22 protein-coding genes and 1 tRNA gene are annotated in these 24425 nt (G+C 43.6%); 16 read left to right on the forward strand and 7 right to left on the reverse strand.

Annotated features, from left to right (window positions below; all coding sequences use genetic code 11):
- Positions 1 to 340 precede the first annotated feature (340 nt).
- On the reverse strand, positions 341 to 1900 hold the full coding sequence (locus tag ACO6VG_RS21135) for an AbgT family transporter (protein ID WP_422134094.1): 1560 nt from the start codon (positions 1898 to 1900) through the stop codon (positions 341 to 343).
- A 683-nt stretch (positions 1901 to 2583) separates the two neighbouring features.
- Here ACO6VG_RS21135 and pdxH point away from each other — a divergent pair.
- The 3 genes from pdxH to ACO6VG_RS21150 all read left to right on the forward strand — a co-directional run bounded on the left by pdxH (position 2584) and on the right by ACO6VG_RS21150 (position 4698).
- The gene (pdxH, locus tag ACO6VG_RS21140; RefSeq protein WP_422134095.1) at positions 2584 to 3219 is read left to right on the forward strand and encodes a pyridoxamine 5'-phosphate oxidase; all 636 of its coding nucleotides are present in this window, start codon (positions 2584 to 2586) and stop codon (positions 3217 to 3219) included.
- The gene (locus ACO6VG_RS21145; protein WP_422134096.1) at positions 3216 to 4112 is read left to right on the forward strand and encodes a DNA replication terminus site-binding protein; all 897 of its coding nucleotides are present in this window, start codon (positions 3216 to 3218) and stop codon (positions 4110 to 4112) included. Before pdxH ends, ACO6VG_RS21145 begins: the two co-directional genes overlap by 4 nt.
- 154 nt (positions 4113 to 4266) lie before the next feature.
- Positions 4267 to 4698, forward strand: coding sequence for a hypothetical protein (locus ACO6VG_RS21150; protein WP_422475520.1), 432 nt, complete (start codon positions 4267 to 4269; stop codon positions 4696 to 4698).
- Between the two features lie 67 nt (positions 4699 to 4765).
- On the opposite strand, the gene ACO6VG_RS21155 is transcribed toward ACO6VG_RS21150, so the two are convergent.
- Complete coding sequence (locus tag ACO6VG_RS21155) at positions 4766 to 5023, reverse strand: GrxA family glutaredoxin (protein ID WP_317146159.1); 258 nt, start codon at positions 5021 to 5023, stop codon at positions 4766 to 4768.
- A 313-nt stretch (positions 5024 to 5336) separates the two neighbouring features.
- Between ACO6VG_RS21155 and ACO6VG_RS21160 the strand changes: the two genes are divergently transcribed.
- Positions 5337 to 5579: a hypothetical protein gene (locus ACO6VG_RS21160; RefSeq protein WP_422134099.1), complete on the forward strand. Its 243-nt coding sequence runs from the start codon at positions 5337 to 5339 to the stop codon at positions 5577 to 5579.
- 4 nt (positions 5580 to 5583) lie between these two features.
- On the opposite strand, the gene ACO6VG_RS21165 is transcribed toward ACO6VG_RS21160, so the two are convergent.
- From ACO6VG_RS21165 to ACO6VG_RS21175, 3 genes are read right to left on the reverse strand one after another with little or no spacing between them, the layout of a single operon-like run.
- Positions 5584 to 7785, reverse strand: a complete 2202-nt coding sequence (locus tag ACO6VG_RS21165; RefSeq protein ID WP_422475523.1) for a tRNA(Met) cytidine acetyltransferase TmcA — start codon at positions 7783 to 7785, stop codon at positions 5584 to 5586.
- On the reverse strand, positions 7778 to 8707 hold the full coding sequence (locus ACO6VG_RS21170; protein ID WP_422138202.1) for a sulfurtransferase: 930 nt from the start codon (positions 8705 to 8707) through the stop codon (positions 7778 to 7780). Before ACO6VG_RS21170 ends, ACO6VG_RS21165 begins: the two co-directional genes overlap by 8 nt.
- A gap of 57 nt (positions 8708 to 8764) precedes the next feature.
- The gene (locus ACO6VG_RS21175) at positions 8765 to 9382 is read right to left on the reverse strand and encodes a peptidylprolyl isomerase (RefSeq protein ID WP_422475525.1); all 618 of its coding nucleotides are present in this window, start codon (positions 9380 to 9382) and stop codon (positions 8765 to 8767) included.
- A 215-nt stretch (positions 9383 to 9597) separates the two neighbouring features.
- Between ACO6VG_RS21175 and ACO6VG_RS21180 the strand changes: the two genes are divergently transcribed.
- Together ACO6VG_RS21180 and ACO6VG_RS21185 are read left to right on the forward strand one after the other, a co-directional pair.
- Positions 9598 to 9674: transfer RNA gene (locus ACO6VG_RS21180), tRNA-Pro, on the forward strand.
- 230 nt (positions 9675 to 9904) lie between these two features.
- Positions 9905 to 10348, forward strand: a complete 444-nt coding sequence (locus ACO6VG_RS21185; protein ID WP_422134103.1) for a helix-turn-helix domain-containing protein — start codon at positions 9905 to 9907, stop codon at positions 10346 to 10348.
- A gap of 51 nt (positions 10349 to 10399) precedes the next feature.
- Here the strand turns inward: ACO6VG_RS21185 and ACO6VG_RS21190 are convergent, their stop codons facing one another.
- Complete coding sequence (locus ACO6VG_RS21190) at positions 10400 to 10585, reverse strand: hypothetical protein (RefSeq protein WP_422138205.1); 186 nt, start codon at positions 10583 to 10585, stop codon at positions 10400 to 10402.
- A gap of 979 nt (positions 10586 to 11564) precedes the next feature.
- Here ACO6VG_RS21190 and neuB point away from each other — a divergent pair.
- The 6 genes from neuB (at position 11565) to ACO6VG_RS21220 (ending at position 17736) form a co-directional block, all read left to right on the forward strand.
- Positions 11565 to 12602 (forward strand): N-acetylneuraminate synthase, encoded by a 1038-nt coding sequence (gene neuB / locus ACO6VG_RS21195; protein WP_422475527.1) that lies wholly within the window; start codon positions 11565 to 11567, stop codon positions 12600 to 12602.
- Positions 12603 to 12673: 71 nt separating this feature from the next.
- Complete coding sequence (gene neuC, locus ACO6VG_RS21200; protein ID WP_422475529.1) at positions 12674 to 13840, forward strand: UDP-N-acetylglucosamine 2-epimerase; 1167 nt, start codon at positions 12674 to 12676, stop codon at positions 13838 to 13840.
- The gene (locus tag ACO6VG_RS21205) at positions 13840 to 14520 is read left to right on the forward strand and encodes a cytidylyltransferase domain-containing protein (RefSeq protein ID WP_422134106.1); all 681 of its coding nucleotides are present in this window, start codon (positions 13840 to 13842) and stop codon (positions 14518 to 14520) included. Before neuC ends, ACO6VG_RS21205 begins: the two co-directional genes overlap by 1 nt.
- Positions 14501 to 15151 carry a tetratricopeptide repeat protein gene (locus ACO6VG_RS21210; protein ID WP_422475531.1) on the forward strand — a complete coding sequence of 217 codons (651 nt, stop codon included), beginning with the start codon at positions 14501 to 14503 and terminating at the stop codon, positions 15149 to 15151. Before ACO6VG_RS21205 ends, ACO6VG_RS21210 begins: the two co-directional genes overlap by 20 nt.
- Before the next feature lies 1 nt (position 15152).
- Positions 15153 to 16619, forward strand: a complete 1467-nt coding sequence (locus tag ACO6VG_RS21215; RefSeq protein WP_422475533.1) for a hypothetical protein — start codon at positions 15153 to 15155, stop codon at positions 16617 to 16619.
- A gap of 49 nt (positions 16620 to 16668) precedes the next feature.
- Complete coding sequence (locus tag ACO6VG_RS21220; protein WP_422138210.1) at positions 16669 to 17736, forward strand: DUF6716 putative glycosyltransferase; 1068 nt, start codon at positions 16669 to 16671, stop codon at positions 17734 to 17736.
- A gap of 105 nt (positions 17737 to 17841) precedes the next feature.
- On the opposite strand, the gene ACO6VG_RS21225 is transcribed toward ACO6VG_RS21220, so the two are convergent.
- Positions 17842 to 18546 (reverse strand): acyltransferase, encoded by a 705-nt coding sequence (locus ACO6VG_RS21225; RefSeq protein WP_422138211.1) that lies wholly within the window; start codon positions 18544 to 18546, stop codon positions 17842 to 17844.
- Between the two features lie 1380 nt (positions 18547 to 19926).
- Between ACO6VG_RS21225 and ACO6VG_RS21230 the strand changes: the two genes are divergently transcribed.
- The 4 genes from ACO6VG_RS21230 to ACO6VG_RS21245 are packed head-to-tail and all read left to right on the forward strand — an operon-like array spanning position 19927 to position 24325.
- Positions 19927 to 20706, forward strand: a complete 780-nt coding sequence (locus tag ACO6VG_RS21230) for an ABC transporter permease (RefSeq protein ID WP_422475536.1) — start codon at positions 19927 to 19929, stop codon at positions 20704 to 20706.
- Positions 20703 to 21356 carry an ABC transporter ATP-binding protein gene (locus ACO6VG_RS21235; protein ID WP_422475538.1) on the forward strand — a complete coding sequence of 218 codons (654 nt, stop codon included), beginning with the start codon at positions 20703 to 20705 and terminating at the stop codon, positions 21354 to 21356. The genes ACO6VG_RS21230 and ACO6VG_RS21235 overlap by 4 nt, the downstream gene beginning before the upstream one ends.
- Before the next feature lie 19 nt (positions 21357 to 21375).
- Complete coding sequence (locus ACO6VG_RS21240) at positions 21376 to 22629, forward strand: hypothetical protein (protein ID WP_422475540.1); 1254 nt, start codon at positions 21376 to 21378, stop codon at positions 22627 to 22629.
- Positions 22630 to 22687: 58 nt separating this feature from the next.
- A complete protein-coding gene (locus tag ACO6VG_RS21245; RefSeq protein ID WP_422475543.1) occupies positions 22688 to 24325 on the forward strand; it encodes a polysaccharide biosynthesis/export family protein in 1638 nt (545 codons plus the stop codon).
- Positions 24326 to 24425 lie beyond the last annotated feature (100 nt).

Genomic DNA, 24425 nt, shown 5'->3' on the forward strand with positions numbered 1-24425 from the left:
TAATTACACTTGTACCACAGAAAGGATTAAAGGTTCGAGTATTAAGTACTCAGCCACACGGAATCGAATATTTCTGGCTTATTGGGCAGGTGCTCTGCAAGGCGCAACGACGGGCACATAGCAAGCTATGTGACCAGAGTTGCAACGCATCACGACTGCATGGATGCAGGAGCTAGAGCAACGCAGGAGCAGTTGCCGCGAGTGCCTGAACAATAAGTCAGAAAATATGATTTCGTATGGTTGAGTACTTATACCAATCAAACTTTCTAACGCCCTGTTGCGCTGAAGATTTGAAAATAAAGAAAACCAGCCCTGAAGGCTGGTTTTCTTCTTTGAGGGATCAGAAGCCCAGGGGAATATTGAAGGCGAAGAACCCTATCAATGCAGTCGTCCAGATAGTGATAAAGGCAATGGAATAAGGCATCATGATTCCGATCATGTCACCAATGGTCAGATCAGGCTTGTACTTCCTCATAAAGGCCAGAATAACACCCGCATAAGTCATCATCGGTGTAATAATGTTGGTGGAAGAGTCAGCAACACGAAATGCTGCGGCCACCAGATCAGGAGTCATCGCCGGGTTAGCCTGGTAGAGCATAGGTACGAAGATTGGACCCAGCAGCATCCACTTGGATGTCAGGCCGCCGACAAACAGGTTGATGACTGCAGTGGTGATAATGAAGCCAATGATCAAGAGAATTGGGAAATTATCCAACCCCAGGAACTGAAGGAAACTCGCTCCCAGAAAGGTAATGTAGGTCCCCAGTCCGGTAAAGCTCAACAGGGCCAGAAAGTTGTAGCAGAAGAAGGTCAACACCAGTACATAGCCGACAGTATTCATCTGCTTGACCATGGCACTGATAACATCCTGCATAACCTTGAATTTACCTGTCGATTTGCCATAGCAAACACCCACAATGAGGAAAGTCATGGTAATCATCAGGATGATGTTATTAAGGAATGGGTTGACCACCTTACCGGCTTCATTGGTGTATTCAGCCAGCGGCCCCATTGCCAGACCTGTCATAATGGCAATGGAAACCAGCAGGCCAAAAAATGCGGCCTTCAGGCCCTTGTTCTCAGCTTTGGTGAGTTCGAAATTGGTGATATCCAGATCTTCAGGTATCTGATAATCCATTTTCTCAAGTTTGGGAGTAACAAACTTGTGGGTCACCCAGGCACCCACAGTCGCCAGGATAAAAGTCGATGCAAAAATAAAGAAATAGTGCATGGTGGCAGGCGTTAGTGCTTCACCGGCTGCGTTAGTGAAAGGCACTCCCTGAGATTCAGCAAAAATCTGAGCATTGACACCAACGATAACATCCACCGGAGTAGCAGGCAGCAGATTCGCACTGAACCCGGCAGAGACACCGGCAAACGCAGCCGCCATGCCAATCAGAGGATTCTTGCCGAGGCCCGCATACAAAAGGCCTGCCAGTGGAATCAGAACCAGATAACCGGCATCGGTGGCTACACTGCTCATGATGCCAATGAATACCAGCAAAGCAGGCAGGTATTTATCGTTCACTTTAAGACCGGCCTTCTTGATCAGGGTGGATAGAAGACCAGAGTCTTCTGCAACACCGACCCCCAACATAACAATCAGGATGATGCCAAGAACGCCGTGACCAAAGGACAACCAGTTTGTCAGAATGGCATTTTCAAACATCCAGCGGACATTTTCTGTGGTCAGCATGTTTTTGACAGTATGAACAATCTGACCACCATCAGCGCCCATAACTTCAAAGCTGTGGCCTCCCATCAGGAAAGAACCTGCCAGAGTCAGGCCGAATAACCAGATAAAGATGATGACCGGGTCAGGTATTTTTTTTCCGATTCTTTCAATAATGGACTTCTTGCCGTCATTGGCAGAAGGTGCGACCGTTGACGTTGTGCTCATTAAAACCAGCCTGTTTAACAAGAGTTAAATACCTAACCAGGTATTTGTATTTTTCATTTGCCCTTTCTCAGAGTACAGGAAGCCAAAGGCCTGAGGGCCCTTCCCTTCTGAAAGGAATTGGAAAGACAGGATTAAGGTATTAAGTATGTTTGACTTTAATTTCAGTCAGAATGACTTGGATTAAATCAATTACCCTACCTCAAGGGACAGGGCATGAAGTGAGTTCTGTGGTCCGTTCACCGCATCGACGGAGAAAAACCCTCGGAGATGAAACTCTTCCACCTTCAAGCATCTGCCCCCACACACTATTATAATCTTGAACAAGAGGCTGTATTCTCATTGATATAGACCAGCTCAACAAATCGTATTAATACCAATGAACACAGTACTTTCAACCAATAAAAACTCGCACAACGAGAAATAAACCAGAACTTCAAATAAAAACAAAGTAATACCCTATTCACAAATGCGGCCTTTTAAAAAAACACGTGTAATCAGGGCATTAGGTTAACGGTGTCGTTAATCATTTTCTATTAATTAATACCCAAAATGGTATCGCACTTCGACAAGCCCAATGCAAGGATTCAGGTCTTAAGTACAACTCCACTGACCAGATTTGACAGCGGTTTCACGACCTGACCGGTTCATATACAATAAACTCACTGCATCAGCGAAGTATGAACATGGATATCAGCCATCTGCGAGAGAATTACACTCAGGCGGGTCTCGATCTGGACTCTCTTGATCCCGATCCATTCCAACAGTTTGACCTGTGGTTTCAACAAGCGGTCGAAGCACAACTGCCCGAACCCAACGCCATGAGCCTGGCAACAACATCCAGAGATGGTTTACCCAGCCTGCGCACCGTCCTGCTGAAATACGTAAGCCCCGAGGGCTTTGTCTTTTTCACCAACTACAGCAGTCGCAAGGCTCAGGACATTGCCGACAACCCCAATGTAGCCATTATGTTTCCCTGGGTTGCCCTGGAAAGACAGGTCACTGTTCGGGGTCGGGCCGAAAAGATTTCCAAAACCGACTCGCTAAAATATTTCGCCAGCCGCCCTCACGGCAGCCAGTTAGGAGCCTGGGTTTCACAGCAGAGTTCAGTCATCACTGGCAGAAAAGTGCTTGAGATGAAGCTGGAAGAAATGAAAAGAAAATTCAAGGAAGGCAAGGTTCCTTTACCGGATTTCTGGGGGGGCTATCGGATCATCCCTGAAGCCATAGAATTCTGGCAGGGGCGCCCCAATCGTCTGCACGACCGTTTCCTGTTTAAACGAACAGAATCCAACTGGTCAATAGAAAGGCTGTCACCATGAGTCAGAAGACGGCGGCCAGGATTGCCGTCAGAGACACCCTGATTCATATGGTGACCGTCAACAGACAGTTTCGTGATCAGGTCTATGATGACCAGCTCCTGCCCGTTTGGGTTATGAAATCCCCGGACGAAGACAAGAATGACCGTGCTCTGGCGGCAGAAACCAGCACCCGACTGATCTATACCGATCAACAAAACAAACAGGAAACAGCCCGACTGCCCGGAATAGTTGGCATTGCCAAAGAAACGCTGCAGACGGGTATAAAACTTAACGAAGCCCGGGAAAACTTCAAACAGGCTATGTCCGAGTTCAGGAAACTCTACGGAGACAGTATTGAGGCCATTGAAGAAACCTCGGACGAGATCAGGGAAAAAATGCTCGGCGGCTTGCAGTTTGCCCACATACATTTCGTCCAGAGTTACCGTCAACTAAAACTCTTTGAGACTCCACCCCGTCGCATTGGCTTCAGCTGGGCAGCCCACCACAGCGGCTCTGTGAAGCTTTCTGCAAATGAGGCGATTGATCACCTGCGCAAGAAATACCTGACTTCCAACGCCATCCAGACAGACATCCAGATGCTTGAGCAGATGCCTGCCGCTGAGACCGTTATTATTAAAAGAATGCTGAGCCCTCATCTGCGTGCCAACCTGACCTGGGCAAAGGATATTGAGCAACTGAGAAAAACGGATAAAGATTTTCGCAAACTCTATCCTGGCCAGATCAATACGCCCCTGCCTGTTTTTGTCCAGCTGGAAAAAGGCCAGCCATTACCAGAGTTCAACCGGATCAAACCTTTTGACCCCTCTGCCAAACAGGAGCGACTCACACGCAGTGACACCAGACTGGTGAAAATCTCGGAAAACCCGCACTCTCGAATTTATAAATATGCCTGAACGTGCCTGCTCATCAAAAATGCTTTTCGCTCCGGCCCGGTTTTCCATGGCAATGGCAAGGGCCAGATTCTGATCCCGGTAATGGTTGCGCAGACGTTCTTTTTCGGCATCGTCGGCCTGTTGGAAAATTGGGTCTGCGGTCTAGCTGGTCATAATGTCATCCCTGATCTATGCTGCTTTTTCAGTTTTTGTCGGGGTGGTTATGGAAAAGTCGTTATTTTCAGAGCTCAAGCGTATTGGCATTGATGAAGAACTGGCCAGTAAGGTCAGTGCTTCCCTTGATCCGGAATACAATGCCAGTAAAAAGGATATCCTGATCATGCAGGAAGCCATTATGCAGATACAACTGCAAAGTGAGCGCAATTATCAGTCACTGAGTTCGGATATCAGTGCCTTGCGTACTGAGATGCATAGGGAAATAGCCGGTGTGCGTACTGAGCTGCATAAAGAGATAGCCGGTGTACGTGCTGAAATTACCGATGCTCGAGCCGAGATGGGTTCCTTCACCCGACAATACATCATTACCTTTCTCAGTTTGATAACCACCATTGTCAGCGTCTTTATCATCAACTGGCACTTTCACTAGCGCAAAGGCTCATTGGTTGCAGTGGTTGTGCAGCAGCTGGCAATGGTGCAGCGGCTGGCTGTTGACCTCAGCCTTGCAGGGATTCCACCAACTCTTCTTTCAAATAGGCAGCCAACTCTGTGTAACCGCCAATGTACTTTTGACCGTGAAAGATCTGAGGCACGGTTTCAACCGGCTTTCCAACGGTTTTTTCCAGATCTGCCTTGGTGATACCTTCCGCATGAATATCCACATACAGCATGGGCAGTCCACGGCTTTCCAGTACTTCTTTAGCCCGCACACAGTAGCCACAGCCCGGACGTCCAAAAACGGTAAAACGATCCATAAAATCCACCTAACCCTAATCAGGATTCAAATTCATATAAAAGGATGCCACTGACTATAAACGAGTCAGTGTAATGCCTGAAATCAGTATTTTTTAACGGTTTGATAGAGAAAGTCTATCCGTCATTACCGAACCTCCTTATTGCCTGTCAGACCGGCTTCAACAACGGATTGCCCCGTTCTCCCAGACACCTCTTTTACAGCAGACTGGATTTTCAGCGGTGAACGATTACTTTTTTTTGTTGTCTATATATAAGTACCTAACCAGTTTGCATTGAAGTCAACCATTTTCAAGAGTTGAGGAAATATCATTTATGAAAAAGAGCTATCCAAAAAACTATCTGATGATTATTTTGGCTGCCGCTTTATTCAGTAGCGCAGTTTGGGCGGCGGATTCTTTAAGAAGCATCATTACAGGCAGGTTTGTAGCTTACCCCGTCCAGAGTAAAGATCAGGATCACAGAATATGGGTTCTGGATTCTGAAAACGGAAACGTTAAGCTTTGCAAGAAAGAGAACTTTGGCGGCGTGGTTAAATGCTCAAATTTCTCTGATTGACTCCTTAAAGCTGGGAGCTACTCTGGCTTTCAGCGATTTTTTGTTGCGTACATAAGTCCCGGACACATTGCTTTAAAAATTGAACGGCCTGCTTTCTGCCCGTCAGGCCATTTGCCCTGGCTATCTCCGACCAGTCATTCAACTGAAGTACTTTGGCTATTGAGACATTCAAAGCGACCTTAGAGACAGAGCTGTCAGAAATTTTTGATAAAAGGAGAGAGCGAATGGCAGGCAGACAACTTTCAAACAGACGATCCGAACAGACAAGAGATTTCAGATCCATCTGATCTCGCTGATCCAGAACCAATTCAATGTTTGAATGACTCAAGCGAAGTATCACTCGAGCCAGATCAGGAGTCATTTCTCTGAATACCCCGGGCAGCTGGATCAGAAAACCTGAGGTAAAACGACACTGCATTTCTTTAACAAGAAGACAAAATGCTTCATTCAGTGACTTCAAAACCATCATTGAATGACAGCCACTGGCCGCTTCACGGGTAATACCCACTCGAACAGGAAGATAGCCCGAACCTCCCCAAAAAGACGCCAGTTCTGAGGTTGCACCAAAACTACTGCCCAGATAATCCAGTTTTCTGAGCTTTGCCTGCTCTTCAATGCATTTCAACAGATGAGTGCCGAGCCCATTTCCCTGCAATGAAGGATGTACCGCAATTCGAATAACCCTCAAACCTTTAAAGCCTGAAGCCTCCGGAAAACCACAATGATTACTGAGAGACTGTGGAATAAGATGACCCCGAACCCTGCGCTGCCCAAGCCAGACCGCTTCCTGCAAGTTGTCTTCAATGCCACCTTCCAGCGCCATTAACGCCGTTGCCACGACACGTTCCTGATACCTGAGGCAGTGCACCTCGATATTCGGGCCATCCAGTAAATGCCTGAGATCAAAAGGACGGGTTCGATAATGGGCGAATACCAGCAGACCAAACACATCCGTCAGCAGCTGATCGTCATGAATCAGTTCAGTCGACTCAAGACGATCAAATGAACAGTTCTCAATACCTGCACCCTCTACCATTTCCTCCGAAACAGGTGAGGCATTCAGCATCAACGCTCTGAAAACAAACGCCTCGAAAGGATCATTACCAGCCCAACGGATCGGCTGTTTCAGATGCAGACCCTGCCATTTTGGCGTTAGTTCAGACAGTGTTGACTTGAACTTGATGGCAAAACCCCTGCCCGTTCCTTCATAGCCATGCTGGGTGGATGAGAAAACGATTCTGGAATGATTCCTTAACAATTGGGTCAACAGTGGCACCGGGATAGCAGCGGCTTCATCGACCAGCATTAGGTCGCAACCAGAGTCATCATCAGGATGCAGGAGTTCGTCGGGTGCTTTGAATTCAAGTATACTGCCTTCCCAAAGCAGTTTTCCCCGGTGGACTTCACACCCATCAAGCAATGATTCAGCGGTATTAAAGACGACTTCGGCAGAAGTCAGAGAGGGGGCCGTTACCCATATCCTTGAAAGCCCCGATTGCAGTAAGCGGGCGGAGGCAATACCCAGTGCAGCACTCTTGCCCCGACCACGATCTGCAGTCAGCACTAATGGACGACGCCGATGGCCTTTTGCCACGCGAAGAATAGCTTCAACAGCCCCGGATTGATCCCATGTTCTACAAGCACTGTCGCCTTTTGATCCAGCTTGATAAGAATCAGATAAATCGGTGTAACAAACAGTTTGTTGCCATCGAGCATCGCTGTTCTCGCATAACAGAGAGAGCGTCGTTTCAGACTTGATAAGGTTTGCCAGCCTTTTCAGATAGAGCCCCCCGATCTGCTCAGGCTGATAGGGGTAAACAGTAAGTCTTTTATGGTCCGGGTCGCAGTAATCTGGCCAGTTATCCAGGTCTGGCACCAGAAGTACGAAAAGCCCTCCCCCTTTCAAAGCACCACTGAGTTGACCAAAGGCATCGACATCAAAACCGGAAAAGGCGTTAAATACCAGGAAGTCAATCTCACGCCCTAACCAGCTTGTAGCTTTAGATGCAGAGATCGAACTTTCATTTCCCCGCTTGCGCTCACCTACCCAGAGAGCTTGTAGCTCCGGATTATTTGAGCACAGGAGTGCATTTTGAAACAGGCATTCAGCCTGCTGCTGTGCCCAGACTTCTGTCCCGGATAAAACCAATAGAGCACGATGATTGTTTTCAGCCGCCTGCCTCAGGATGGACTCAACTTTATCCATTTGCCGCCGCAATTTTTTCTAATGCCATCGTAACTATCCATAGTTCAGAATCAGCAGGAATACGGCTACCAAACTGTCTGGCAGGTGTCGCGTGGTTAATGCCTCTTTCTACCGGGAAGCCTGAACCCGTCCAGGCTTTAAGTCCACCATTGAGAAGTCGTACATCTTTGACACCGGCATATTGAAGAACAAACAAAACTCGTGCAGCGGCAATCATATCATCGCCATAAACGACTATAGGCGTATCTTTAGTGATACCCAGCCTGAGCAGGACCGACACCAGTTTTTTTGACTCCTTGATAATCGACTCCAGGCTGCCGGTTTCAACATGCAGGGCACCGGGAATATGCTCAACGACATAGCGAGCCCCCCTGCCCCAGGAGACATCCAGTACCATAAGATCGGAATTTACCTTAAGCTGCTCATCCAGCCACTCAGGTGTAACCAGTCGCTCATAACCCGGCAACTTGGCAGGCTTGCCACCCTGGGTCAGCCAGGAAGAAAAGCCTGCTTCAAACACACGAATCCGATCCTCATTAAAGCCCTGCTCATCCACCAGCCACTGGGCGAGCACCTGGGCATCCTGCTTGTCGCGACCATAAACAACGATATTGTTGTCAGGCGATATTCCCTTACTGGCCAAAAGGTTCTGAACAGGTTCAGGGTCGGCTGTCATCAAAGCCAGGTCAAAGTTTCGGGCACCCGGAATATGCCCCCCATCCGGATCATTACCCGAAGGCCATCCGTTATACCAGTTACTGTCTCGAACATCGACCAGGACCCAGCCCTGCTCCCGGACCAATGCTTCCATCTCAGGTTGATCAACAGATTTTAATGCCAGCCTGCTATTCCAAAAGCTGTCGCAGGCTGTAATAACCGGCAACAAGATGATTAACAGACAATTTTTTGCCCAACGCTTCATGGAACCTTATTTACCTGATAGTTATTGGGGTAACAGCGACGCTTATAGCTGTTTTACTTAATTGGGTGCCGTTCTGACTCTTTCAACTGCCAGAATGGTGATCGGGTCAACAGGAACATTTGCATGAGGCCCTCTATTCCCGGTTTTCACGGAAGCTATGGAATCCATAACCTCGTCACCTTTAATCACCTCTCCAAACACTGCATAGCCCGGACGACCCGGACGATTATTCAAAAAATCATTATTAACGAGATTAATGAAGAACTGAGAGGTAGCGCTGTCCGGGTCAGAGGTTCTTGCCATAGCGACAGTGCCACGACTGTTCCTGAGGCCATTACCAGACTCATTCGTGATAGGTGCCTCCGTCGGCTTTTGACTCATATCTGCGGTCATGCCACCGCCCTGAATCATAAAGCCAGGCATCACTCGGTGAAAAACCAGACCTTCATAGAACCCTTGGTCTACATAAGCGAGAAAGTTCTCTACGGTGGCGGGGGCCCTCTCGGGATTCAGGCGAACTGTCATATCACCTTTGCTGGTCTTGATCACTACATCAACAGGCTGCACAGCTTCTGAAGCAGGTTTATCTGGAGCTGTTGCTTTCTGCTCTGCCAGCAGTTGACTGGCAAAGAGTAAAAAAGATAGCGTCAGAACCCTTTTGATTGCATTTAACACTGGCGTTAACCCATAAGAAAGATGATTGAGGTCGTTATCCTACTGGATTCGTCGTTAAGGCTATAGTCTGACACGGAGAAAAAGTAAACATTTCTTCATTTTCTGTTCGCTAATCCATTGTTGTTATAGTGGTTGCTATAGAAGGAAATCAGACTAAGACTTGCAAATCCGCATTAGAAAGGTAATATACAGCTCCGCCGCACAGAGCGGCACGTCGGAGCGTAGCGCAGCCTGGTAGCGCACCACAATGGGGTTGTGGGGGTCGGAGGTTCGAATCCTCTCGCTCCGACCAGTTATACCAAGTGTTCCAGAGTTTTTCGCCCATTTCAAAAAACAGGGCGGGACACGTCTGGGACATGCAAGTCTTTCATTAGTTTTTCACCCTCCTGAATTTTTCTCTTTTGCCCACTCTGAATTTCAAAAAACTGTCTATCATGATGACAAATTTCAAAATAATCATTCGCAGGTAAGTTCGAAAAAACCGCGCACAATTTACATTCAGCGAGAATAAAGGACTGAGATATGAATTATCACTATACAGAGTGTGGTTTATCTTACATTTACCTTGCTGATGGGTACGATATTGAAACCATAGATGGTGAGACTTATGTGGGCGTAGAAGATGTTCATGGTCTTCACCGAATCATTGCCAAATATATTACTGAAAAGAAAACCCCGCTCCTGGGTGAGGAGGTGCGATTTTTGAGAATCGAGTGTGGCATGTCTCAAAAAAACATGGCGGAAATATTGGGTGTTAATAGCCAAACAGTTGCTCGCTGGGAGAAGGATCAAATCGCTATACCAAGAACCTCGGACGCAGTACTTCGATCTATCTATCTGGAAACCATAAACACGAGCAGCAAAATCAGCTTTTTCCTCAACCTTCTTGCACAGAGCGAAGAGGCACAGGCCATCAAGCAGCTGACGCTCAAGGCTGAAAATAATCAGTGGTCGTTAGCGATTTGACTTGTTCGTGCGCTTCAAGGCTCTATCGGTCCATGCATGGAAACAAGTTGATTACTTGCTGGCAAGGTTGTTGACGATCTGGACCAGCAGCTCTTCAACTTTGTCGAAGCGTCTACTGTGATCCGCCAATTCTTCCCTCACCCATATTTGCCACCTCAGAATCCAGGCCACTGTGCTTTTGAGGCCAGTGAGTATCTGATCGTGCTCACTAAAGCGCCTGTCCATCTCTTTCTTCACCCCGGTGATCTCTTACTTCATCCCCTCCTGTTCCCTGAGAATCAACCCTAGAGTGCCCTCAATACCAACAGGGACCTTGTCGCAATGCTCCCGATTCTTTTCCAATGCCGTGGCTCTAGCCTCAAGACTCATACTACTTCAATTAATGGTTTTTTATTCGAGATCTGAGCATAGCAGATTAAAAGGAGTTGTAACCCTTTCGAACAGTCGAAAGGTTAGCGATCGAAGTCGTGAGCAAAACTTAGGCAAGGCAAATCAGAGATAGGTTCTAGTACTTATTGCATAGGAAATCAATACAGTATAGATTTCAGGGAAATACAAGACTTCTGAATTTCGTGTGCAAAATATATATAGATAATAGAGATCACGATACTTCTCCACCTTTATACAAGGTACTTATTACCTAGCTTATATTCGCACCTTTACGGGAACATAGCAGCAATACGCAATGTAGTAACCCTTAAATCAAGTGTGCAAATACACTATTACTCAAAAAAAACATAAAACTTAAAATGCTCAGCCAGCTTTCGATATCTGGTTGTTTCAGATCATATCTGTAGGTCAGATGCACAAAACCGATCAAGGTATTGAAAATACACAATAACCTGATCAAAAGATAAATCTTAAAATACTCAGCCAAATTTTCCATCTCGATGTTTCAGTCTATGCGTGCTTGCGTCAGTCTTACAACAACTCACGAAGCAAAACTCGAAGGGCGGTAGCGTTTCAGAATATAAATCATTACGAACCATAGCGTAAATCTACTTATAGCTTGGGGAACAACCCCCTCAAATATCCATTAATCTCAGTCAATAGCGAACCAGAAGATTTGATGGCACAAAAGCCTGATCAGAAAACCATGCATCACACCAGTGATATTAAAAGTGGATTCTAAATTCACAATCTAACCCCTAAATTCTGTATTTGATACTTTAAATAAAGCTCACTTAAAAACAGCCAAAACTTTTAGAGATACAACATGAATGAATTTTTTATCGGTAACAGACGAATTGGTCCAAATGACGAACCACTGGTTATTGCTGAAATTGGAATCAACCACGAAGGCTCATTGAAAACAGCCTTCGAGATGGTAGATGCTGCAGCTGAAGCCGGTGTAGAAGTGGTTAAGCACCAGACCCATGTCATTGAAGATGAAATGAGTGCAGAGGCAAAAAAAGTCATCCCTGGCAATGCAGACGTTTCTATATACGAAATAATGGATAGATGCTCACTCAATGAAGAGGAAGAAATCAAGCTTAAAGAATATGTCGAAAGTAAAGGTATGATCTTTATTAGCACACCTTTCTCTCGTGCAGCTGCGAACAGACTCAAACGAATGGATATACCTGCCTATAAGATTGGTTCCGGTGAGTGCAACAACTACCCATTAATTGATTATATTGCCTCATTTGGTAAACCTATAATACTCAGCACTGGAATGAATACCATAGAAAGTATTAAAAAAGCAGTCTCTATTTTTGAAAAGCATGGCGTACCATACTCATTATTACACTGCACTAACGTCTACCCAACACCACCAGAATTAGTCAGACTGGGTGCTATGACCGAAATGCAATCTGCATTTCCGAATGCTGTAATTGGTCTGTCAGACCATACTGTTAATAATTATGCATGTCTGGGTGCCGTAGCACTGGGCGCCAAAGTCCTTGAAAGACACTTTACAGATAGAATGGATCGACCAGGGCCAGATATTGTTTGTTCAAATGATTCAAAAACCATGTCTGAGCTAATCTTAGGATCTAAAATCATCCACAAGACTTTGGGCGGAACAAAAACACCGATTAATGAAGAACAACCTACTATAGATTTTGCATTCGCAACAGTTGTTGCAATCAGAGATATCAGAGAAGGTGATCTATTCAGTAAAGACAACATCTGGGTTAAGCGCCCTGGAACTGGTGAAATACTAGCAGAGGACTTCAATTCGTTACTAGGCAAAGTCGCAACACGAAACATCAGCTCTGACGAACATATTAAAAAGTCAGATGTAAATTAACTTGCCCATAAGATCTTTCGAAGTTCATTCGTCAGCTCTTCCTGTTCTCTTCTCAACAGAAAAAAAAAGTCATGGAGCAACGTAAAATACTATTCCTCACAGGCACACGTGCTGATTATGGTAAAATAAAGCCTTTAATGCTAGCTACTGAAAATCATGAAAGGTTTGAATGCCAAGTATTTATTACGGGCATGCATACACTACAACGTTATGGTTATACTGCCAGAGAGGTTGTAAGCGCAGGTTATAAGTCTGTTTACACATTTATGAATCAACATGTTGGTGACAGAATGGAGATGATTCTGGCTAGCACCATTAAAGGTCTCTCACGTTACATTCATGAAAATAAGCCAGACATGCTCGTCATCCACGGTGATCGAGTAGAAGCCCTTGCAGGCGCCATTGTAGGAGCCCTTACTAATACACTGGTGTGCCATATTGAGGGTGGTGAGCGATCTGGTACGATCGATGAATCTATTCGTCATTCTGTTTCTAAATTATCTCATTTACATATGGTTTGTAATGATGAGGCAGTAAAACGGTTGGTCCAAATGGGAGAAAAACAGGAATATATCCATAATATCGGTTCACCCGATATAGATGCCATGCTATCGTCTGACCTGCCTGATTTAGATATAGTGAAGGAACATTATTCCATCCCGTTTGAAAATTACAGCGTTGTTCTATTTCATCCGGTAACCACTGATATTGATAATATGCCAGCCAATGCCAAAGCAATGGTTGACGCTTTATTGAAATGCCAAAAAAACTTTGTGGTTGTATACCCCAATAATGATGAAGGTTCAGATTATATTCTTAAAGAGTATGATCGATTGAAGTACAGAGAAAACTTTAGAATTTACCCTTCTATCCGGTTTGAGTCATTTCTGACGTTACTGAAGAATTCTGAGTGCATAATTGGCAACTCCAGCGCAGGCATTCGTGAAACACCATTCTATGGTATGCCATCAATTAATATAGGTAACCGTCAGAACGCAAGGTATTTTGCAAAGAGCATTATCAATACTGGTTACGATAGCGAAGACATATACAAAGCTATTCAAAAAGCCTCTCGCTTTACAAAAACCGTAAGAGACAGCTATTTTGGTGATGGCAATAGTACAGAAAAGTTCATCTCGCTTATAGAGAAAGAAGAAATCTGGTCTGCTGCAGACCAAAAACTATTCAATGATGTAGACTTTTCATTAATGGCAACTGCCATAAAGGAAGTAGCCTGATGCAGAAAAATACCTATACCGCCATTATCACTGCCAGAGGAGGCTCTAAAGGGTTACCCCGAAAGAATGTGCTTGACCTTGCTGGTAAACCAATGATTGCACACACTATAACAGCAGCACTGGAAAGCCAATGCTTTGAGCATATTGTTGTAACAACAGATTGCTCCGAAATTAAAGAGGTCAGTTTGACCTGGGGGGCTGAGGTCATTGACCGGCCAGATGAGCTGGCAACAGATTTATCAAGCAGTCTTGATGTAGTCAAACATGCTTTGTTAGAGCTTGTAAATCAAAATAAAGAAACGACGCATTTTATACTTTTGCAGCCAACATCACCTTTGCGTAGTGCTACACACATTAAAGACGCGAAGGAGAAATTCAATGCGTCTAATGCTAAAAGCCTGGTAAGTGTCACCAAAACAGACCACCCTATTCAAAAGAACTTATATTTTCGGAATGGTTTTATTGAACCGGTTTTTGACTGGGCTAGCCTCACAGCCCCAAGGCAAAGTTTAGAGTCAACATACTTAATTAATGGAGCAATCTATATATCAAATTGCATCAACTTCATAAAACGATTAGATCTCTTTGAAAAGCCGGTCATTCCATTTGACATGGAACGTAAATTTTCAATCGATATCGATAATATTGATGACCTGGTAAATGCTGAATCCATATTCTAGAGTTAGAGCTTTTTTTATAAGGAAATATTTTTCTTTTTTTGGTAAGAGCTCTGTAAACACTGAAAGACTCATTAAGCTAGCCTGTAGAGTTAGTCCAAGAACATTCCCTTTAGCTGTAAAGTTTTCAAAAGTATACCGTAGTGCTAACAATAATTTCTCTGCTGAAAGAATTATACGCTTTTATGAAATTCATGAGTCCCTTAAAGTTGATATTGCTAGAGAACTTTTTAAAATGAGATCTTTTTATAAAGTTGTAAGACTCTTCTCTAAAGAAAGACATGATGAAATTGAGCATAAATATGGCAAAAATACAGTTGAATTGATAGGTGATTCATATCATGCACTTAGAAATTTTGAACGAGCTTTGGAGTATTATGAGTACATTATAAATACCCATAAAGCAGCTAAATCATCAAGAATAAAGTCTGCTGAATGCCATTATCATTGTGGCAATTTTAAAAAAAGCTTATTCAGGTTAAAGCAATATATAATACGTAACGGTGTCAACCCAAGAAGTAGAATGTTATATAGCAATTTAGTTGGCAATCAGGCAAAAAAACAATATGAGAAAAAACTATTTATGGAAAACAAGTACGGCCTTAAAATCAACTACAAGCTAGAAATTATTTAATATGGCCTCATTTTCACTGAACCCTAAAGTTGTTGAAGAAAACATCAGTCGAATTGAGCATGAGTTCAATGTAAAAAACATAAGATTTAATGGCTGGTATGTCTGGAACGCTGTAAAGTGCTTGCTAGCAGGTCTTCACCTGTGGTCTTTCGATAGTGCTGGGCTATTGGCTTCGGCCAATAGAAAAACTTATTCAGTTTTTAATAGTGATTCCTCATTTCGTCAAAACAAACTCTTCGCAAAAGAGGTTGGTGATAATTTGCTATTAGCGAAAGAAAAACGCTGCCTTAACAATAATTATGAAATTATTTTTCTTGAAGCTCTTGATTCATTGGTTTTAAATGAGAGAGGCTCTTCAGAGAACAGGCTTTTTAAGCCTTTTCAAGATGAAATGTCAGAGTTTACACAGTTAAGCATTCTTCCATTTGATAACGGTTTCAGAAAAACCCAATTCGAAAGAGACATATTGTACTATAAGAAACCGATTGATAAATATATACCCAATAATTTTAAAGAACGTAACATACGAGGACTAAAAGAACTCTTCTTTTTCATTAGGAAGAATAAATTATTATGCCCATTCAGTTACGATTATGTTGATAGATGGATTAAATCCATATTTATAAGATCAGATAATTTCATAAATATTCTATCTAACATCTCACCTAAGCTTCTCATGTTGACCAGCTTTTATTCTTCTGAACGCCTGGCTGCGGTTATTGCCTGCAAACAGCTGGGAATAAAAACGGTAGAAGTACAACATGGGATTCTGGGGCCAAACTTTTATAACTTGAAAAAATTTGATCATCAAAAGGATATCTTACCAGATACTTTTTGGGTCTGGGGTGAGTCTTCAAGAAAATACATAAAGCCAGTAAAAGACGATTTAACACCAGAAGTGCTAGTAGGAGGGAAATTAGACTTATTTTCCTATAAGAATGGAAGCAATAAAGAAGGTAAAAAGATCAAGAATATTGTATTTATTGAGCAATATACTCACAACCATACAAAATCAATGATAACCAAGGCCGCTAATACGATAATTGACAATAATCTTCAGGATAAATTTCAGATCTCTTTGAGACTGCATCCTCGAAGTCATCATTTGATAGAAAAATATACAGACTATTTTTCTAGTTATTCTTTTTTTGATATACAAGAAACCACCTCAAAGAATATATATGAACTCTTAAATCAGGCTTATGCGGTAGTTGTTGAAAGTTCTACAGTAGCATATGAAGCCAGTTTTTTCGGTTGTAAAGTCCTAGCCTATGGCGAAAATGCCAAGGAATATTTTTCAGAAGCCATCAGCAATAAGTTATTTCATCATATCGATGATTACAAAAAGACTGTCGAATACATTGTTAACATGCCTGAGATGGCAAGCGATGGAGACAATCACTTTTTTGTCAATTGCAAAGGGCAGTCAGATTACAATCTGAATAAATTAAAAGAATACATAATTTGATTATTCATTTAATCTTTTTAAAATTTTATATAACGTCAGCTGATACAATTTGCTTAAAAAATACTCATCATTAAATTTATCGAAATATGCAATTAAACATTCATTGGGTGATTGTTTCAAGAATGATATTTTGATTGAGAACTTGACCAACAAACAATTTATTAATTTTTTTGAACAAAATCATTCAAAGCTGATTGTTAGTTGTTTTTCTGGATACATTGAGGGGGATGATGCAACCATTTTATCCAGAGTCCAGTCTGATCTAATATTATTCAATTGTCCCAACGATTACGAAAGATATATCGAATTATCGAAAGAGCTTGCTTTTTCACCAGATAACGCTTTTTGTTTTGGCTACCCTCAGCTTTTAAATATCAAACATAACTTCGTCAACAAACAAAAAGATATAGTTTTTTTTGAGCAGCTTGTTGCGCCCAGGAATTTTCGCGAAAGATGTTATTTATTAAAAAAACTCGTTCATTTAGCGAAATCAAAACCTCAGAAAACCATATTAATAAAGCCCCGCTGCAAACTCGGCGGTAGAACAATTCATAAACAAATATGGCATCTAGAAAGAATAAGAAAATTACTGAAATTAAAATTTCCGGATAATTTGCGATTTACCTACGAACCGGTCGAAGAAATCCTTCAGCACACTGACCTATGCATTACTGTCAGTTCAACTGTCGCAATAGAGGCTATGGCTCGTGGCATCCCAACAGCCATTGTAAGTGATTTTGGGGTACGAAAAGATATACATACAGCAAGCTTTGTAGGCAGTGGATGCCTGGCAACCTTTGATCAACTGGCTACTGGGTATGTGCCTTCGGTTAACCGACAGTGGTTAGAAAAAAATGTAAAAACACCTGATATGGAGGCATTAAAAATAAAACTAAATGAGCTTCTGATTCTTAAAAATAAAGGCCTGTTACCACATCGTCATATGCCAGATGGAGCTTTTTCAAAAGTACCGGATAACAGGCCATTATTGTTAAAAAGAATGAAAAAGCTAATGAGTGATCCAATAGGATTTTGTAATGACTCCAGGTATAAAGTTTTAAGAAATTTTGCAACAATTATCGACTCAAAAACCAATAGACAGGGAGTCTCACAATAAAGTCTGACCACAAAACATATTTTATATGCAGTAGCCACAACCTATTATGACATTTACCCGACAGAAGCCGTTTTCACCATTAGCTCAGATATTGAGCACAGTGTTTTAGAAGCTTTCTATTTTTTTCACAATAGTGTCGCGTAAACCTTCTGGAATGAGATCCTTATATTTTTTTAAATATCTTACAATGATAGGTTCATCAAGATAGCTATCAATTTTATTCAATCTTGACCAGATGACATCACTTTTAACCAGCTTCGCTGGTGATCCGGCCCATACCGAAAACGGTGTAGTTTTCCCTGTAACAGTTGAGTTAATGCCAACACTACTGCATGGTTGGATTTGCGCCCCTTTTAAGATAGTCACATTTTTTCCTATCCAGCAATAATCACTCACTTCAATACTCTTGCATTGATTGATTTTTGTATCGCTGTCTAAATCAAAAATAGGATGAGAATCGGTCGTCCTGAGCTGAACCCCGGCAGCTAACATACAATCGTCACCGAAGATTATGGATGCTTTTTCGGCGATTAATTCCAGTCTGTTTCCAAATCTGCACCTGAGACCAATATTAACGCTAGCTTTGTGAGAAACACTTAAGCTCCCCCCAAAGAAAATTGCACCTTTTCTGATAATAACACTATTATGATCACCAATAAGGTCGATCTTGAGATTATTGATTTTGGCACCTGACTCAATAAGCAGCGTATTACCGCTCCCCTTAGCCATTATACTAAGACCATTGATATCACTATTCATTTTGTTGATAGTAATATCGTTGCAATGTGTGTCTGCGTTGATTGATATCATTTTAATCTGGTTTCATCTTTCAGAGCCTTCGAGAAAAGCAGATTTTACCCAGCGGGTAAAGCAATCCAGAAATTAACCAGGATAAAGATGGCTGATCCTTAGCTTGAACTTATAATCCGAGGACATGCCTCCGAACAGTTCCGCAAAAAGCTCGCAACCAACCTATTTTCTTTACCAACCTCCCCTAAATACCGACATTAGTGATGATGTCGAAATTACCGATCACAAGGATATCGTTAAAGCCGTGTTCACATGACGTCAAAGAACGAGTATCTTCGAAATTTTCAAGTAAAGCGAGAAGGGATCAGGCTAATAAGTTTTAGGAAGTTCCGGATTATATACCTCTACCTCAACCTGTCAAATAGTGCGCAAGCCCTGCATCATTACTATTTTCGTTGACCCGATGCATTAGCCTGAATGTCGTTTTTTTCTGATAGAGCCTGAGTAGAGCAAAACTTGTGCGCAAGCTCCTTAGTCCAGATGTTGGCTATCCCAGCGCTTTCGACTAGTGATTCAGGTACATCTGGCCACTCCCTATCGGAGCCCAGCGACGCATCGGAATGGATGTCTAGGACTTATGTTGCGCCTTCAATACCGCCCCAATGCTCACGATGCTCTTCCAATGCCGTGACTCTCTCCAAAAGACTCACACTACTTACCCCAATGGTTTTTTATTCGAGATTGGAACGTAGCAGATAAAAGAAGAGCTGCAACTCAGTTACATAGAGGGCCTAAAGCAAGGAAACCAGGGCGAAAAATCACCCAGCACCGCTGAGCAAAATGACCACAGACATTACCGCACAGAAAGTGCGATTGGATTGCGCGATGCTGGCGACTCTTTAAACGACACTAACCTTACACCAAGTCTTTCATAACTGGATAAACACTAAAATACACTAACATGGTAATATAATAGGACATTGGCGATTATCATGCTTTTCTTATTTTTCCAAGCAGGTATACTACCTATTGCATGAAACATTAGTGCCATATAAATTACAAAAAGACTACAAAACCAGACATTTTATGAACAAAGCATGAATATGAACAACAGCAGTCGAGATACCTGATACGCCTTTATACCTAGAGTTTATTGCCTTCCTTGTCTTCGCACCTGTACAAGAACATAGCCGCAATAATCGGTGTAACAAAAACGAAATAATCAAGTGCAACAATACACAATTACCTGAATAAAACACAAAGCTTATAGTACTCAGCCAAATTTCCTAACACGCTGTTTCAGTATATGCGTGCTCGTACCTGTCCTATGACAATTCATGCAGCAAATCTCGAAGGGCGGTAGCGTGTCTGGATATAAATCGATGCAACTCCATGCTTCAAACCTACTAACGGTCTAGACTGGCTGACCTTATTTTTCTGATGCAATCAAGATCACCTCTACAAATTCAGTATGCTGTACTGCATGCGCTGCTCACACGCGAGCTTAAAACTCGCTTTGGAGCATACAGGCTGGGCATAGCCTGGGCCTTTATTGAACCAGTCCTGCAGATAGCCGTTTTCATGGGGCTGTTTTATTTCGGCGGACGAAGCTCTGTCGGAGGCCTTGAAATCCCCATATTTCTGGCCACCGGTATTGCCCCCTTTCTATATTTCAAGAAAGTCATAACGCAATCATTGAGCGCAGTGAATGCCAACAAAAATCTACTCATATACCGTCAGGTAAGAGTCTTCGACACCTTTTTGAGCCGCTTCATACTTGAATTTATAACATCTTTTATTGTCTTATCCGGGATAATTCTTATCACCTGGTGGGTTGGTTATGAAGTCAACCTGGTAAACAGTTTGATCATCATGTACGCCTACCTTTTGCTCAGCATCATTGCATTCGGGCTGGGCTTGATCTTCGGCGTTATCAATACGCTTCACCCAGAGCCTGGAAAATTTATACCCGCCCTACTGAGACCGCTCATGTTCATCTCTGGCACGTTCTTCTCCATCAACGAGCTGCCTTCTGCCGCACAGGAAATATTGCTCTGGAATCCACTGATCCATATTTTTGAATTTATGCGCTCAGGTTTTTCATACGACTATGATACAGGCCTGCTCAGCCTTGAATACGTGGAGATGTGGGCCTTAACAACATTAACTTTAGGCCTTCTGATGCTCCGGGCCAACTGGCGCAGGATGCTGACGCAGTGATCACCTTCAATAACGTCACAAAGTATTATCCGACTCCCAAAGGCCGCCACTACATCCTAAAAGATGTAGACCTTGTTTTGCCCGGTGATAAAAACATCGGAGTGTTTGGAGCCAACGGAAGTGGCAAGTCCACTCTAATGCGACTGCTGGCCGGTGTCGACCACCCCAACAAAGGCAGTATCAAAATAGCAGGCAATGTTTCATGGCCTCTGGGACTTTCCGGCTACCAGGGCAGTATGACGGGCCGTGAGAACGCCGAATTTATCTGCCGGATTTACGGAAAAGACAAAGATGAGATCAAGGATAAGATCGAGTACATCAAAAACTTTTCTGAACTGAATGACTTTTTCGAAATGCCTCTCAAAAGCTACTCTTCCGGAATGAGATCCAAATTCTCATTCGCCGTCTGTATGGCTTTTGACTTTGACTACTACCTGATTGATGAGCTTACAGCAGTAGGTGACAAGCGATTCAAGGAAAAATGTCGCAAAACCTTTGATGCCAAAAAAGGGATAGCCAATTTTCTTTTTGTCTCACACAACATTAATGAGCTAAAGCGGCAATGCGACATTGGCATTTATATAAAAGACGGCTCTATCCATGTGCATAACAGCATAGATGATGCCATTGCCGCCTATAACTCCATGTAATTTACCTGACCCTCTCGATATGCCAGACACTATTCAAGCACCACCTCAAACACCGCCTAAAGAAGAAAAACCAGCCAGCAAAAGCGAGTCACTTCGAACTCCATTACAGCTCAAGAAACCTGTTACTCCAGCATACACCATCAAGAAAAAGCTAAAACAGCTTAACCTTGCTCATAAGCTCAAGTCAGCACTTCTGACTCATCAAACCGGACAGTGGTTTACTGCTATTGTTCTTATTCCCTGGGCACTTTGTGCAATATACTTTACCCTGATCGCTTCGGATCGATATGTGTCCGAAGCCAGCTTTCTTATTGAGCGAAGTGACTCAGGCGGCGGCTCTATTGAAGGCCTCAGTCTGTTTGGCGTGACACCACAAGCCAGCAATGACCAGAAGATTCTGGAGACCTTTATACAGTCGCCCGATATGCTGGAACACCTGGATCAAAAGCTTTCATTGAAACAGCATTACATTGAATCTGGTGACTGGATTTCCAGACTTTCCCCATCTGCCAGTCAGGAAGATTTTCTCGACTTTTATCGCAGCCATATCAATGTGCGATACAACGATACCAATGGCATGCTGGATATGGAGGTTCAGGGATTTGAGCCTGAATACACCAAAAAAGTCACCGACCTGATTCTTTTAAAGAGCGAGAGCTTTGTTAATGACATTAGTCACAACCTGGCCAATGAACAATTAACCTTTGTACGTTCCGAAGTCGAGCGGGCGGAACAAAGACTGAAGGACTTCACACGAAGGTTATTAAACTTCCAGAACGAAACCGGATTACTGAGCGTCGAAGAGCAAGGAGCTGCACTGAGCGGCATAATGAATGAACTTCAGGCTGAACTGATCAGAAGCCAGACCGAGTTACAGACCCTGACGTCTTACCTGAACGAAAACTCAGCTCAAGTCATTGCATTAAAACAACGGATCAGTGCTCTTCAATCTCAGATCACCACAGAAAAGGACAAGCTGGTCGATAGTGATGCTACTTCGCTGAACGAACTTGCTGCTCAACAACAAGAGTTACAACTGGATCTGGAGCTGGCTACCCAGGCCTATACGTCGGCACTGGTTGCCCTGGAAACAACACGCACAGAGGCAAGCCGAAAATTAAAGCAGCTGGTCGTCGTCAGCAGTCCATACCAGGCGCAGGATGCCAAATACCCCAGGGTGGCCTACTCACTTATCAACATACTGCTGATTTTGCTGATGATATTTGCTCTGGCACGAATGATTCGCGCCACTATCCATGAGCATCGTGATTGACGAAAGATCAAGAAAACAGCATCGTTAAAGCATTCCTGATTTCCCAGACTATGAATTTATGAAACAACAACTCATCTCATCAACAGCTGCACTCATGCTGAGTGTGGCTGCTTACGCAAACACACCGATCCCCGAATCTACTGAAACGGAAACAGTAGGCCCGGAACTGGTTGAAACCGTCAAGCAACATCCGGTATTCGGTCAAAATTTATTTGAAGGGTTCAAACAGGCCGAGTTTAAAGGCTTCAACCCTGAGTACACTCTGGCCATTGGCGACAGAGTAACCCTGCAAATGTGGGGAGCTTATGAAGTGGCCGTAGAACTTACGGTCGATGCACAAGGTAATGTCTTTATTCCACAGGTAGGACCCGTAAAGCTGCAAGGTGTTGCCAACAAAGACCTGAACCAGGTTATCGAGAAAAAAGTTCGCAGTGTTTACCAAAAAAATGTCAACGTCTACTCCAGCCTGAATGCAGCAGAACCGGTTAAACTGTTTGTCACCGGTTTTGTTCAATCACCCGGTCTTTATGGCGGCTTTTCATCGGATTCAATACTGGCCTTTCTGGCAAAAGCCGGTGGTATACGTCCAGAGTCTGGTAGTTATCTGAACGTTGAGCTAAAACGCAACGGCAAGACCCGAACCATTTTTAACCTCTATGAGTTTCTTCTTACAGGTACCATTGAACAAGTTCAACTGGGCGACGGTGACACTCTGGTTGTCAACACACGACAAGGGGTAGCCGCTTTTGATGGACTGGTTGAAAACCCGGTTCAGATCGAATTCGCGAACGGCCAGACGGCTCTGAAAGACGCTCTGGATATGGTCGGTGTATTACCCGAAGCCACCCACGTTCGGATTGCCAGAAACCAGATGGCCAAGCGCAACGTGGAATACCTGTCTATTGCCAAAACAGCGGACGTGCAACTTCATAGTGGCGATGAAGTCACCGTTGTTTCTGACAAAATGCCGGGAACCATCAGTGTATCAGTCGAGGGGGAACACAACGGTCAGGCTATTTATATCCTTCCTTACGGCAGCACCATTAAAGATCTGATGGCCCGGCTCTCCCCTAACGACCGGTCCAATATGGAAGCCATGCAACTCTTCAGAGAGTCTGTAGCAAAACGCCAGAAAGCCATGCTTGATGTGCAGCTAAAACAGCTTGAGCAAGCGGCACTCTCGGCACGAAGCAAAAGCATAGGCGAAGCCAACTTGAGAAAGGCCGATGCACAATCGATCCTGCAATTTGTAGAAAGAGCCAGACAGGCAGTCCCTCGTGGTCAGGTGCTGCTGGGCCAGAATAAAACCCGCATGGATGTCATGCTGAAAGACCAGGATAGAATCGTTATTCCTAATGACACCGTTCTGGTTCAGGTGCATGGCGAAGTCATGTTCCCCAATGCCATGGTCTTTGATAATGAAAAAACCATCAACGACTACGTTTCCGCAGCAGGGGGCTACTCTCAAAAAGCCGATCAATCCCGAGTGCTGGTCCTGCATCAGGATGGAACGATTTCTCGCATTGAATACAACGATGGTCTGTTCAGTAGTGGTTTAGCGAAATACGACGTTAAACCCGGAGACGAAATCCTGGTGATGCCACAGGTCGATGAAAAAACCATGCAATATACCAGTGATATTATGCAGGTCATTTATCAGGTGGCTATGAGTGCGGCGGTGGTGTTGAGGCTGTAGCACTTTTTTGCGGTTATGAAAGGGTATTACTTTAGGTAGTAACCTTTCATGCTTATCCGTAGAAAAGCCGATCAAATCGGAATGACTGGTAATGTGGGTA

It is taken from the genome of Endozoicomonas sp. ALB032 (genome assembly GCF_049310125.1).
In the GTDB taxonomy this organism is placed as follows: Bacteria; Pseudomonadota; Gammaproteobacteria; order Pseudomonadales; family Endozoicomonadaceae; genus Endozoicomonas_A.

Coding starts and splice junctions, on each gene's coding strand:
- neuB (WP_422475527.1), top strand. CDS start 11,565: ATGAATGAATTTTTTATCGGTAACAGACGAATTGGTCCAAATGACGAA.
- ACO6VG_RS21240 (WP_422475540.1), top strand. CDS start 21,376: ATGCCAGACACTATTCAAGCACCACCTCAAACACCGCCTAAAGAAGAA.
- ACO6VG_RS21165 (WP_422475523.1), bottom strand. CDS start 7,785: ATGGATAAAGTTGAGTCCATCCTGAGGCAGGCGGCTGAAAACAATCAT.
- ACO6VG_RS21135 (WP_422134094.1), bottom strand. CDS start 1,900: ATGAGCACAACGTCAACGGTCGCACCTTCTGCCAATGACGGCAAGAAG.
- ACO6VG_RS21155 (WP_317146159.1), bottom strand. CDS start 5,023: ATGGATCGTTTTACCGTTTTTGGACGTCCGGGCTGTGGCTACTGTGTG.
- ACO6VG_RS21215 (WP_422475533.1), top strand. CDS start 15,153: ATGGCCTCATTTTCACTGAACCCTAAAGTTGTTGAAGAAAACATCAGT.
- neuC (WP_422475529.1), top strand. CDS start 12,674: ATGGAGCAACGTAAAATACTATTCCTCACAGGCACACGTGCTGATTAT.
- ACO6VG_RS21210 (WP_422475531.1), top strand. CDS start 14,501: ATGCTGAATCCATATTCTAGAGTTAGAGCTTTTTTTATAAGGAAATAT.
- ACO6VG_RS21170 (WP_422138202.1), bottom strand. CDS start 8,707: ATGAAGCGTTGGGCAAAAAATTGTCTGTTAATCATCTTGTTGCCGGTT.
- ACO6VG_RS21245 (WP_422475543.1), top strand. CDS start 22,688: ATGAAACAACAACTCATCTCATCAACAGCTGCACTCATGCTGAGTGTG.
- ACO6VG_RS21205 (WP_422134106.1), top strand. CDS start 13,840: ATGCAGAAAAATACCTATACCGCCATTATCACTGCCAGAGGAGGCTCT.
- ACO6VG_RS21225 (WP_422138211.1), bottom strand. CDS start 18,546: ATGATATCAATCAACGCAGACACACATTGCAACGATATTACTATCAAC.
- ACO6VG_RS21230 (WP_422475536.1), top strand. CDS start 19,927: ATGCAATCAAGATCACCTCTACAAATTCAGTATGCTGTACTGCATGCG.
- ACO6VG_RS21145 (WP_422134096.1), top strand. CDS start 3,216: ATGAGTCAGAAGACGGCGGCCAGGATTGCCGTCAGAGACACCCTGATT.
- ACO6VG_RS21160 (WP_422134099.1), top strand. CDS start 5,337: ATGAAAAAGAGCTATCCAAAAAACTATCTGATGATTATTTTGGCTGCC.
- pdxH (WP_422134095.1), top strand. CDS start 2,584: ATGGATATCAGCCATCTGCGAGAGAATTACACTCAGGCGGGTCTCGAT.
- ACO6VG_RS21185 (WP_422134103.1), top strand. CDS start 9,905: ATGAATTATCACTATACAGAGTGTGGTTTATCTTACATTTACCTTGCT.
- ACO6VG_RS21150 (WP_422475520.1), top strand. CDS start 4,267: ATGTCATCCCTGATCTATGCTGCTTTTTCAGTTTTTGTCGGGGTGGTT.